The organism is Scandinavium tedordense (genome assembly GCF_024764965.1).
Taxonomy (GTDB): Bacteria; Pseudomonadota; Gammaproteobacteria; order Enterobacterales; family Enterobacteriaceae; genus Scandinavium; species Scandinavium tedordense.
Map to the genome: position 1 here is coordinate 1 of NZ_JALIGG010000057.1, position 12394 is coordinate 12394.

General features: G+C 56.4%; 9 protein-coding genes and 1 pseudogene. 9 read left to right on the top strand and 1 reads right to left on the bottom strand.

Annotation, left to right across the window (positions count from 1 at the left end; translation table 11 throughout):
* Positions 1-116: pseudogene (locus MUU46_RS23115) on the bottom strand (hypothetical protein); the annotation flags it as partial.
* On the opposite strand from MUU46_RS23115, the gene MUU46_RS15950 reads away from it, so the two are divergent.
* From MUU46_RS15950 to MUU46_RS15990, 9 genes are all read left to right on the top strand, one after another.
* Positions 115-3441, top strand: coding sequence for an ImcF-related family protein (locus tag MUU46_RS15950; protein WP_374685017.1), 3327 nt, complete (start codon positions 115-117; stop codon positions 3439-3441). The pseudogene MUU46_RS23115 and the gene MUU46_RS15950 sit on opposite strands and share 2 nt — an antisense overlap.
* 24 nt (positions 3442-3465) lie before the next feature.
* On the top strand, positions 3466-5067 hold the full coding sequence (tssA, locus tag MUU46_RS15955; RefSeq protein WP_258966026.1) for a type VI secretion system protein TssA: 1602 nt from the start codon (positions 3466-3468) through the stop codon (positions 5065-5067).
* A gap of 43 nt (positions 5068-5110) precedes the next feature.
* On the top strand, positions 5111-6874 hold the full coding sequence (gene tssF / locus MUU46_RS15960; RefSeq protein ID WP_258966027.1) for a type VI secretion system baseplate subunit TssF: 1764 nt from the start codon (positions 5111-5113) through the stop codon (positions 6872-6874).
* Positions 6829-7932: a type VI secretion system baseplate subunit TssG gene (gene tssG / locus MUU46_RS15965; protein ID WP_258966028.1), complete on the top strand. Its 1104-nt coding sequence runs from the start codon at positions 6829-6831 to the stop codon at positions 7930-7932. The genes tssF and tssG overlap by 46 nt, the downstream gene beginning before the upstream one ends.
* Positions 7910-8443, top strand: a complete 534-nt coding sequence (gene tssJ, locus MUU46_RS15970) for a type VI secretion system lipoprotein TssJ (protein WP_374685018.1) — start codon at positions 7910-7912, stop codon at positions 8441-8443. The genes tssG and tssJ overlap by 23 nt, the downstream gene beginning before the upstream one ends.
* On the top strand, positions 8443-8898 hold the full coding sequence (gene tssE / locus MUU46_RS15975) for a type VI secretion system baseplate subunit TssE (protein ID WP_258966030.1): 456 nt from the start codon (positions 8443-8445) through the stop codon (positions 8896-8898). The genes tssJ and tssE overlap by 1 nt, the downstream gene beginning before the upstream one ends.
* A gap of 36 nt (positions 8899-8934) precedes the next feature.
* Positions 8935-9405, top strand: a complete 471-nt coding sequence (locus tag MUU46_RS15980; RefSeq protein ID WP_258966031.1) for a hypothetical protein — start codon at positions 8935-8937, stop codon at positions 9403-9405.
* Between the two features lie 28 nt (positions 9406-9433).
* Complete coding sequence (locus MUU46_RS15985) at positions 9434-10804, top strand: VasL domain-containing protein (protein ID WP_258966032.1); 1371 nt, start codon at positions 9434-9436, stop codon at positions 10802-10804.
* A gap of 110 nt (positions 10805-10914) precedes the next feature.
* Positions 10915-12375: a TrkH family potassium uptake protein gene (locus tag MUU46_RS15990; protein WP_258966033.1), complete on the top strand. Its 1461-nt coding sequence runs from the start codon at positions 10915-10917 to the stop codon at positions 12373-12375.
* Positions 12376-12394: the final 19 nt, after the last annotated feature.

Sequence of the window (12394 nt, forward strand, 5' to 3'; positions counted from 1 at the left end):
GGCTTTGTTGTAATTGCGCCAGTTAGTGACTTTAAACTTCTGTTTTGCCATGGGACGACCCGTGTTGCCGGATGATGCGTGATCTGATCCTTTAACTCAGCAAAAGTTCGATTTATTCAACAAAGCCTCGCAGTACGCAAAGCTTGGTTTATATGGGGGTGCTTATTTTCAGTATTATTGCTGTGTGTCATTGCTTCACCATTCTGGGTGCAGAGAAATCTGAGGAAAATCCAGTGTATTTATAGCCCTACGAATATTAATACTCGTAAAGATAATCCACCTGTCAATGAAAAGGTTGCTTCCTCAGGCTTTACGCCACTCGGGGATTTACGTCAGCTACTCAGATCTACATATGGTTTTTTGTGGGGCCGCAAAGTCCGCATCCTACTGATAACCGGCACCGTAGCGGAAGTGGAACAGCTGACCCCAGGGCTTACGGCTCAGCTCTGGCAAGAGGACCGTGGCACATTGCTGTTGTGGGGCGGGGACCTCAATACGCCGGCAGACAATGCCTGGTTGACCGCGCTGCGTAAACTACGCCGTCGTCCGGTGGACGGCCTGGTGTGGGTGACGTCCGTCTTTGACCAGCTCCCTGCTCCCGGGCTGGAACGCCCGCTATCGGTTCCCTCTGAAAGCACCATGGATTCCCTTTCCCATGCCATCAGCGACCGTATGGATGTGCTGGGCTGGACACTCCCTCTGTATGTCTGGTCCCTGCATCCGCGCGCCGGTCAACCGGAAGGACGCATTGTGCAGGCGACCGGTTGTCTGCTGCCTGCAGGGTGTCGGGCGGAGGGGCTCGCAGAGCAGCTCGCCGCCCTGACGCCAGAACTAACTGTTCAGGGTCTGCAGCAGACCTGCGGAGACGTGAAGCACAACTTCCTGCTGGCCCTGGCAGACCAGTTGGTCCGCGAACCCGACAGCATGACTGTACCGCTGTCGGTGATGCTCAATCCGTACCGCCCGCTGCCGCTGGCCGGGGTGGTGTTCAGCCAGCCGTCTGCCGGTGCTGAGCGCGCCGTGAAGCATCACTGGGGGATGGATAAGCGCTGGGATGTCCTGCCTGATTCTGTTCGTACGCTGCCAGCCGCACTGCGGCCGCGCAAACTGGGTATTCCGTGGCGTAAGGTAATGGTTGCCGTTGTCGCACTGGCGATGGTGGGCTGGGCGGCCTGGATGGGGATTGCCTATGTCAGTAACCGCAGCCAGATTGACAGCGCCAGTGCACAGGCGACTCTGGCCGGGCAGACACACCAGCCGCTGGAACAGCGCCTGCACGCGCTGTCGGAACTGCAGAAAACCCTGGCCCGTCTGCAGTACCGTTCAGAGTATGGTGTGCCCTGGTATGAACAGGCCGGGCTGAGTCAGAATAACGCGCTTCTGACTGCCCTCTGGCCACGTTACCAGGCCAGCGCGCTGCCGCTGTTGCGGGATGCGGCCGCAGACCATCTTCAAAAGCAGGTTAGTGCCTTTAACGCGCTGCCGCCGGGCAGCCCGCTGCGTGAGCAGATGGCCAAAATCACCTATGACCAGCTCAGGCTCTACCTGATGCTGGCTCGCCCGAAACATATGGATGCAGCTTGGTTCAGTACTGCATTATTGCATGACTGGCCAAAGCGTAATGGCGTAAAAGACGGCATCTGGCAGGGCGTGGGCCCGTCACTGCTTGCGTTTTACGGTGCGCAGTTGCCAGCCCATCCACAGTGGCGTCTGCCCGCAGATGAGAGCATGGTTAGCCAGGCACGTTCGCTGCTGGTTCGCCTGATGGGCGTGCGCAACAGCGAGTCCACTCTGTACCAGAAGATGCTCTCACAGGTCGCACACCTGTATGTCGATATGCGCCTGGATGACATGACCGGCGATACGGATGCGGCGCGCCTGTTCAGTACTGATGAGGTGGTGCCGGGGATGTTCACCCGTCAGGCCTGGGAGCAGGCGGTGCAGCCTGCCATCGGGAAAGTGGTGAAGGCGCGCCGGGACGAACTCGACTGGGTGCTGACGGACAGCAAACGCCAGGCGGCCTCACAGGATCAAGCCTCCCCGGAAGCGCTGAATAAGCGTCTGACGGACCGCTACTTTGCGGACTTTGGCGGGGCCTGGCTGGAATTCCTCAACAGCCTGCGCTGGGAGCAGGCGGCCACACTGTCCGACTCGATTGACCAGTTGACCCTGATGGCTGACATACGCCAGTCACCTCTGGTGGCCCTTATGAACACCCTGAACGCGCAGGGGCGCACCGGACAGACAGGCGAAGCGATTTCTGATTCACTGGTGAAGTCGGCGAAGAATCTGCTGGGTGGTGACGACAAGGATGCGATTGACCAGAGTGCTGGCATTCACGGGCCACTGGATGCAACCTTTGGCCCGCTCCTGGCGCTGATGGACAAGAGTCGCAGCGGAACCGACGCGCAAAGCCTGCAGTCCTTCCTGACCCGTGTCACGCAGGTGCGCCTGCGTCTGCAGCAAGTGACTAACGCGGCTGACCCACAGGCCATGACCCAGACCCTTGCCCAGACGGTATTCCAGGGGAAGGCCGTTGACCTGACCGAAACCCGCGACTATGGCAGCCTGATTGCCGCCGGTCTCGGCCAGGAGTGGAGTGGCTTTGGTCAGACAGTCTTTGTGAATCCGATGGAGCAGGCCTGGCAGCAGGTGCTGACGCCGGCGGCCGATAGTCTTAATACGCAGTGGCAGCAGGCGGTAGTCAGCGAGTGGAACAGTGCGTTTGGCGGGCGCTATCCGTTCAGCAACAGCAGCAGTGATGTGTCCCTGCCGCTGCTGGCCAAATATCTTAATGCGGATTCCGGACGTATCGCGCAGTTTCTGCAGACCCGTCTCAAAGGTGTGCTGCACCGTGAAGGCAATCACTGGATGCCGGACAGCATCAATTCGCAAGGACTGACCTTTAACCCGGTCTTCCTCAATGCCATCAACACTCTGAGCCATATCTCGGATGTGGCCTTCACCGAAGGCAACGCCGGCATGAACTTTGAGCTGCGTCCGGGGACCGCCGCCGGCGTGATGCAGACTGACATGATTATCGACAGCCAGAAACTGACCTACGTTAACCAGCTGCCGGTGTGGAAGCGCTTCACATGGCCTGCGGATACTGAGGCACCTGGTGCCAACCTGAGCTGGATAAGCACGCAGGCAGGGACCCGTCAGTTGGCGGATATTCCCGGTGCCTGGGGCTGGATCCGCCTGCTGGATACGGCAGAAATTGCACCTTATCAGGGGCTGAACAGCAGCTGGCAACTGACCTGGAAAGCGAAAGATGGGCATTCCCTCAATTATGTGCTGCGCACTGAAGCTGCAGAAGGGCCGCTGGCACTGCTGAAACTGCGTCATTTTGTTTTACCCGATTCGATTTTCATCACCTCCGGTAGCGCCACGATTGCACCGGATGCGACAGCCCGGCTGTCGGATACTGACCTCAACTAACTTATTCACGCCACAGGAATTTTCATGGCAACTCTGAGTACGCTTTTTAGCGCCTGTTCGCAAGAACCGCAGGCGATGATGGAACACACCCGTGCATCGCTGAGCCTTTGGGATAACTGGCTGGCACCCATTAGTACTGACCTCCCTGCCGGGGAAGACATCAGCTATGACGACGATTTTCAGCTGATCCGTGAAGAGGTTAATAAGCTCTCAGGCTTTAATACCGAGCTTATCGGCACCTTGGCTGAAAAGCTGTTGATCCACGGCAGTAAAGATATTCGCGTGGTGGCGTTCTACGTTTGGGCGCGTCTTCAGCAGGAAGGTGAATCCGGCCTGGCACAGGGCCTGACGTTACTTGCTGCCTTGTTGGAACGCTATAACAATCAGGTTCATCCTTGCCGCGAGCGTCCACGTAAAGCCGCTCTGGAATGGCTGGCGGGCAATAAAGTACTCGATACACTGTCGTTATACCCTGAAGTTAACGCGCGCGATTTTCAGCAAGCGGTGGGAGCGCTGGCGGTTATTGCGCAGGTGACCGATAGCTGGGCCCCTGATGCACAGCCTGAACTGGGTGCGCTGTACGGTGCGCTGGAAAACCGGTTGGCTCAATCGGGTGGCGTGGATACGATTGTGCCGCAAGCCAGCAGCAGCGGAGAAGAACCGCCAACACAAAACTCATCCACTTTTACCTCGACTAACTCTGTTATTCATTCCGGGCGTGAATTAATCGACCAGGCAAAACTGCTGGCGAATTATTTGCGCGATCAACCTGATGGCTGGCTCTCTGGCCATCGCCTGATGAAAAGCATTCGCTGGGATACATTGCATCAGTTGCCCGGGCTGGATGCAGGACGTTCCACGCGCCTGACGCCGCCGAAAGTGGACTATCGCGCGCAGCTTAAGCGATTGTATTTGCAGCAAAGTTGGGTTGAGTTGATAGAGCAGGTCGATCGTATGTTTGCCCAAAGCGTGAATCACCTGTGGCTCGATTTGCAGTGGTATCTGCATCAGGCCTTGCTGAAGGCGGGTGCTCCTTGGGAAAGCTGGGCAGATATCGTGCGCAACGATCTGCGTTGTTTCCTCAATCGCATACCTGGCCTGGAAGGGCTGGCCTACAGCGACGGCACTGCTTTTGCCGATGAGGTGACGCTTATCTGGATTAATCAGCACGTGCTCGACAGCGTCGACGGCTGGGGTCATGAAACGGAAAGTGCGACGGCATCTGCACAGGATGACATCCTGCTGCTGGAGACAGAGGCGGTCGCCATAGCGGATAAAGATGGCATTGATGCGGCACTCGGCTGGCTGAATACCCGCCCTGGTGGCGACACGTCCCGCAACCGCTGGCTATTGCGCTTGCTGATGGCCCGCCTCGCCGAACAATATGGCAAAAACGAACTGGCGACGCATCTCCTCAGCGATCTGGATCTCCAGGCCACTTCCTTGACGTTAAGCGACTGGGAGCCAGAACTGTTATTTGAAGTTAAAGCCCGTTCCCTGCGTCTGCTACGCATGAAAGCCAACCGCAGTGACAGCGACAGACTGCGCCTCACTCCCGCCATGGACGCCCTGTTGTCCGGACTGATTTTGCTCGACCCCGTTCGCGCCGCGGTGCTGTGTGGTTAATCTTCGAGCTACCCCATTTACTTATCTTCATTAGGGCTATTTGATGGACGATTTAACCCTGCGTTATTTCGACGCAGAAATGCGTTATTTACGTGATGCCGCAAAAGAGTTTTCCCGCGCGCATCCCGATCGGGCAGCATTGCTCGATCTGGATAAAGCGGGAACGCCCGATCCATACGTGGAGCGCCTGTTCGAAGGCTTCGCTTTTTCGATGGGCCGCCTGCGCGAGAAAATTGATGATGACCTGCCGGAATTGACGGAAGGGCTGGTGAGCCAGCTCTGGCCACACTATCTCAAAACGATCCCGTCAATGTCCGTGGTGTCACTGGATCCTGATATCGCGGCGATGAAGATCGGCGAGACCGTAGACGCGGGGCTGGAGGTTTATTCGCGCCCGGTGGGTGCCAGACAGACCGTTTGCCAGTATCGGACCACACGCGATATGCCACTTAATCCGCTGAAGCTGACGCGTGTGTCGATGGAGACCGAGCCAGATGGAAGGTCACTGCTGCGCCTGCGGCTTGGCTGTAACCCACAGGCCGACTGGAAGCAGTGCGATTTACGCCGTCTGGCGTTTTACCTTGCGGCTGAACCACCGGTCAGTAACGCCCTGCATCTGGCGTTGACCCGTCGGCAGGCGGGGCTGTATTTGCGTATGCCCGGTCAGACCGACAGAATTGCGATTGACGGCGGGTTCTCACCCGGTGGTTTTCGTGAGGAAGACCGTCTCTGGCCGAAAGGCGAAAGCGCGTTTAGCGGTTATCAACTGCTGCTGGAATACTTTACCTTCCGCGACAAATTCCGCTTTGTGCACCTGCATGGCCTAGAGGACATTACGTTTCCTGCGGGCATCACGTATTTTGATATCGAAGTGGTGTTCAGTACCCAGTGGAACAGCGAGTTACCGGTGATGGAAGACGCACTGCATCTGCATTGTGTCCCAGTGATTAACCTGTTCACGCTTCAGGCCGATCCGCTGCGAGTCAATGGGCTCGAAAGCGAATATATGCTGCGCCCACGGCGCTTGCAGGATGGGCATACGGAAATCTACTCCGTGGACTCTGTCCTGGGGTCGAAGCGTACCAGCGATGCGCAATATGTGCCGTTTACCAGTTTCCGTCACCGTGGCGGCATGATGCGCCGTGAAGCACCATCGCGCTATTACCACACCCGTGTGCGTCGAGGTCCGGGCGGGCTGCATGATACGTGGCTGATCCTGGGGGGCGATCTGTGGGAAGCCGATCGGATAATTAGCGGTGAAACGCTGTCGCTGAAAGTAACAGGCACCAACGGCCAACTGCCGCGTAAGGCACTGACCAGTACGCTGTTGGACCGCTGCGAGCAGGTGACGCAAACCCGCCTCAATGTCAGAAACCTGTGTAAGCCGACGCTGCCCGCCTATCCGCCTGCGGAGGACAGCTTCCACTGGCGCGTCCTGAGCCATTTGGGTTCCAGCTTCCTCAATATAATGAGCAGCGCAGAGGTGTTGCGCAGCACGCTTGAGCTTTACAACTGGCATCACGATGAGATGAATCTGCGTCGGCTGGATGCCATTCTCGACGTCCGGCATCATCTGGTTCAACGCTTCGAAAAAGGCCATCTGCTCAGAGGGGTCGATATCGAGGTGACCCTCGATAGTAATGGCTTTAGCGGCGAAGGCGACATCTACCTTTTTGGGGAAATGCTCAATCGTTTTCTTGCGCTCTACAGCGATATTCACTTGTTCAATCAGCTCACTCTTATCGTTCAGCCGGAAAATAAATGCATCAGATGGAAAGAGAATCACAATCAGCGACTGCCCGGCTAACGGCGCAGTTGCAGGGCGATATCAGCCGGACCAATTTTTACCGTTTTTGCCAGTTGCTTGAGCAAAGCCAGCCTGATGCGCCAGCACTCGGCAGCACCTGGCAAATGAGTAATGATCCCATTCGTTTTCGCCCGCATCCCGGAATGGGGTTTCCCTCCGGAGAGTTTAAACGTCTGGATATTCCGGATGAACCTGAAAAAACCGCCAGTGCCCTGGTCACCTTTATGGGGCTATATGGCGTGGAATCTCCACTGCCTACGGCCTGTATTGATGACATTACCCAGCGTCGTGAAGGCCACGAAGCAGTCAGCGATTTTCTGGATATTTTTAACCACCGCTTGATCACCCAGTATTACCGAATCTGGCGCAAATACTCGTGGCCAGCGTCATTTCAGCCGGGCGGGACAGATAAGACGTCCCAGTACCTGTTGAGCCTGGCAGGGCTGGGAATAAAAGGGTGCGCGGAGAATATTGCTACACCTATTTCACGGTTTCTGGCGCTGCCGGGTTTGATGCGCCTGCCTACTCGAACCCGCGAGGGGGTAGTGGCTATCGTGCAATTACTGGCACCCGACACCTTGGCGGACATCGTGCCGCACGATCCTGCCCGTGTGGCGCTAAATTCCACGTTGCGCATGAGCGCCAGCCGTCCGGTATCGCTCGCCAATCGCCCGGTGATGGGCAGCCATGCAATTGATGTGAACCATCAGGCGCACCTGCGGCTCAGCACGGATAATCCCGATGAAGCGATCTCCTGGCTGCCGGATGGCGCACTGCATCGTGATTTTCTCGCGCTGCTGCAGGTTTATCTTGGTGCCCGGCTTGATTTGCGCATCACACTGACACTGGCGCGCGAGCTGCTCCCGGATGCGGCACTGTCCTGTAAAACCGGGGGGAATGGCGTGCTGTTGGGAAGAACCGCAGTGATGCGGAGACAGGCTCAAACACCCCCGGAGGCCGGGCAGAACACCATTACAATTAATCTGGGACGTTACCAGCGCTTGCTGGAACAGCCCCACAGAAGGGAAGCAGATGATGAAGGCAATTATCATGAATAAAGGGATTTCCACCATGGTGCTGGGGTGCTTATTACTGAGCGGTTGCGGGTTAACCCAGAAAGTCAGCGACGGCACCGTGGCGATGACAAAATCTATTTTTTATAAGCAGATAAAAACGCTGCACCTCGATATTCGCGCCCGTGATGCCATCAACAACAATGCCCATGGCAACGCGCTGGCAACCGTGGTCCGCATCTACCAGCTAAAGGACCGCAAGGCGTTTGACAGCAGCGACTATCCCTCTTTATTCGCCTCCGACAGCGAGGCGATAAAGTCCGACCTGGTCGCTGAAAAGGACCTGCGCGTTCGTCCTGGCGAAGCGGTGAGCGTGGATATGCCGATGGAAGAGAGTGCCCAGTTCGTCGCAGTCGCAGCCATGTTTCTCGAGCCGGATCAGGAGAAAAATACCTGGCGTGTGGTCATGAGCCGTGAGGATTTGGATCCTGATGATGCCCGACACATGGAGCTTAACCAGCAAACGTTAATCCTGTTACCCGTTAAGGATGACTAATGCCTGACAGCCACTTAACTCCGTCGCTCTACGAACTCCTGTATGGCAATTTCACCGGCGGCCTCGATCTCCATCAGGTCAGCGAACAGAACCAGGTGATTTTGTCGGTGCTGGACAACATGCAGCGGATCCTGAATTGTCGCGCCGGGACGCTGGCGCACATTCCGGATTACGGCCTGCCGGACATGACGACTATTCTGCAAGGCCTGCCGGGTACCGCGCATCAGCTAATGAACACGCTGTCTGCAGTGCTGCTCAAATACGAGCCGCGGTTGAACAGCATCAACGTGGTGATGCAAGACCAGACGATCCCCGGCGAGTTGCGCTATGCGATTGATGCCGAACTCAAAGGTGTTGGCCTGGTGCGCTATGGCACCGAGTTTATGCCCGAAGGCCGGGTGTTGATTCGTCACCTTAAGCAGCAGAACTATTTTGATAATAAAGCCCGAATCTAAGTAAGCCTTATTTGGGCATTCAATGGCAGGGAAAGCATGTCAGCCAAAGCGCAATTTCTTAAAAAACTTCAGGACCAGCAGCCTGGCCGTCGCGATTTTGACAGCAAAAGTGAAGCCGATATCGCAGAGCTGCGTCTGCGGATGGACGAGCTTCAAGAAATGATGGACGCGTGGCTCGCGGGTACCGGGATCTGTATTGAATCCTACGATGTCGTGCTCAGCGATTTGCTGGCAGGGCGCAAAACGTTCAGCGTAACGGCGCTGAAACTGCACTACGACAACCGGGAGATAAAATTCACGCCGGTATATTTGTACGGACAGGGCGTTACCGGCTGCGTTGAAGTCAGCCTCTGGATCGAAGGGCGTGTTACTCCACAGTACCGCTTATTTATGCGATGCAGCGAAAGCATCAACTGGACCTGTAGCCCGGCAGCCATCCCCGGTGCGCGCAGAAGAGCGTTCAGTGAGGATGCATTCTTCGAAATGATTACCGGGCTTCTGGCCTGATAACATGCCATTTAGGGATTAAATCACTATGTACGACGCAAAACCTCGTCCGGTAAGAACCGGCGGCGATCCGCGGGCCCTTGCGGACTTCACCACCCTGCGTGACGAGATGAACAAACTGACGCACCCGGCTCGCCCGGACGTGAACTGGGCGCGGGTCGAAAGCCTTTCCCTTTCGCTGTTTGAACAAAATGGCGTTGAGCTGCAAACCGCTGCCTGGTACACCCTGGCCCGCAGTCATTTAGCACGAATCAACGGGTTGAATGAAGGCGCGGCAATCCTTAACGCGCTACTGGCGCATCAGTGGGCGCAAGTCTGGCCGCTGCAAACCGCTTCCAGAGTGGAAATTCTCAGCGGACTTAGCCAACGTTTACAGAAAGTGTTCCGCACTTTTACGCTAACCCACGAAGACCAGCCTGCGTTGTATGAAGCGGAAAAGCAGCTTCGTGCGCTGGAGGATATCCTGACGCGTCAGGGACTGAAGCAGGTCTGCCAACTCTCTCCGCTGTTGGTCCAGATATCCAGTGCGGTGACCCGGCTTGAAAACAGCGCCCCTCAGGAACCGCTAGCCCCGGTGATTACATTGCCGGTTCAGGCATTACCGGAATCCGTTGTCGAGAGCGAGCGAGTAACGGACAACCGTCTGGTGTACGTGATCCGGACCGAACCAGAAGTGACACTCGACGTGGTACACGAACATTCCCCGGTATTGCCTGCGCAGCCTCGTTGGCCTGCGTTCGCCGCTGGTGCGTGTTCAGCATTGCTGGTGGGAGCTGTGGCGCTGTGGGGCTGGAATGCCTTGTCGCAGGTCGATGCCCCCGCTCAGGCACTGAGCGCATCGGTCGCGCCATTGCCACAACCGTTAAGCAATGCCGAAATCGAGCGGCTACGCGAAGGCGGCATAGGCAAGTTGAATGCTGATGGGTGGCTGAAACAAGCCGCCTCCCGGCTGGATGCGCTTGCATCATTGTCGCCGCTATGGGCGCAACGGCAGGGCAATGCGCTGCTGGATCAGGCGCAAACCCTGTGGCCGGAAAAGCCACAGGTAGTCGTTATGCGTGATCTGTGGCAGCAAAAAATGGCGTTGAACCGGATGACGGACGAGACGCTTAATGGCTGGCATGACGGTATGGTGACGCTGCAACGGCTAGCTGACCAGTTGAATGCGCTCGATGGGCAAAAGGGAAAATACCTCACCGTCAGCGAGCTGAAGTCGCAGGTGTTTGCTGCAACCCAGGCTTTTAATCGCTCGGTACCGACAGAGGAATTGTTGCGACAAATGGCGGCGCAGGATAATTCGCAGCGCATTTCTGGCGAGCAGAAACTGCAAACCGAGCAGCGCCTGAAACAGCTGGTTACCCGTTATGCACAGCTCGAGAACGCGCAGAAAGGGGACTGATCTCCTGCCAAATCGCAGGGTATCTCTGATTTACCCCAGTAAAACAAAATGCTGCTGTGCAAATCACTTATACTGCCGACAAATAGATCAATCGAAGTCATCTCGCTGGTATGTATATTTCGACACGCATTAAAGTGGTTATCCATCTCTGCGCATTCCTCGTTGTGCTGTATAGCCTGACGATGCTTCCGCCTATGCTGCTGGCGTTGGTGGATAAGGAGCGCAGCCTGTTTGCGTTCTTGTCGACGTTTGCCATTTTCTTTCCCGCCGGGCTAATTGGCTGGGGGTTAACGCGCCAGTCGAAAATTCAGCTCGAAACCCGGGACGGATTTATCATCATCGTCCTGTTCTGGCTACTGTTTTCGTTGATAAGCGCCATGCCGCTGTGGCTGGATGACTCGCTGAATGTCTCCCTGGCCGACGCGATGTTTGAGGGCGTGTCCGGGATAACCACCACTGGCGCGTCTATTTTCAGCGACGTGACGCATCTGCCTCGATCGATTCTCTATTACCGCTCACAGCTGAACTTTATTGGCGGGTTAGGCGTTATCGTCCTGGCAGTTGCGGTGCTGCCGCTGCTGGGTATCGGGGGCATGAAGCTGTATCAGTCAGAAATGCCGGGGCCGTTTAAAGAAGAGCGCCTGACGCCGCGTCTGGCGGACACCTCGAAAAGCCTGTGGTTTACCTACATGCTGCTGGGCATGACCTGCACACTGGCGTTTTACCTTGCCGGAATGCCGTTTTTCGACGCGCTGTGCCATGGTTTATCGACCGTTTCACTGGGTGGTTTTTCCACCCAAAGCGAGAGTATTGGCTACTACAACAGCTACGCCATCGAATTGGTGGCGGGCGGGTTTTCGCTGCTGTCGGCGGTGAACTTTACGCTCTATTTCGTCGCACTTTCGCGCCGCAGTCTTAAGCCTTTCCGTCGCAACAGCGAGCTGCGCTTTTTCCTTTGTGTGGTGATGCTGGTGGTCGCGATAATCACCTTCGAAGTCTGGCGGGCTGGCATGTACGCCCTGCCTGCGTCGTTCGTGCACTCCTTCTTCCTTGTCAGCTCGATGATTACCGATAACGGGCTGGCCACGGCGGATTACGCCTCATGGCCCACGCACGTGGTCGTTTTGCTGTTGTCTGCGAGTTTCTTCGGCGGCTGCGTGGGGTCAACCTGCGGCGGGATTAAGGCGCTGCGATTCCTGATCCTGTTCCGCCAGAGCCGCCACGAAGTGCACCAACTGGCGCATCCACGCGCGATTATGAGCGTGCGTGTGGGCAACACGGTGATTAATGACAGGGTGATGCGATCGGTCTGGAGTTTCTTCTTTTTGTACATTTTCTGCACCTGTTCATTCATCTGGGCGTTGAATCTGCTGGGGTACGATTTGCTTACATCGTTTGCCTCCGTTGCCGCCTGCATTAATAATATGGGCTTAGGATTTGGCGCGACTGCGACGGGCTTCGGTACGCTCAACGACGCGGCAAAATATTTGTTGTGCGGGGCAATGCTACTGGGTCGTCTGGAGATTTATCCGGTGTTAATCCTCTTGTCGCGGACCTTCTGGCGCAGTTAAGTGATTCCCACAACCTATA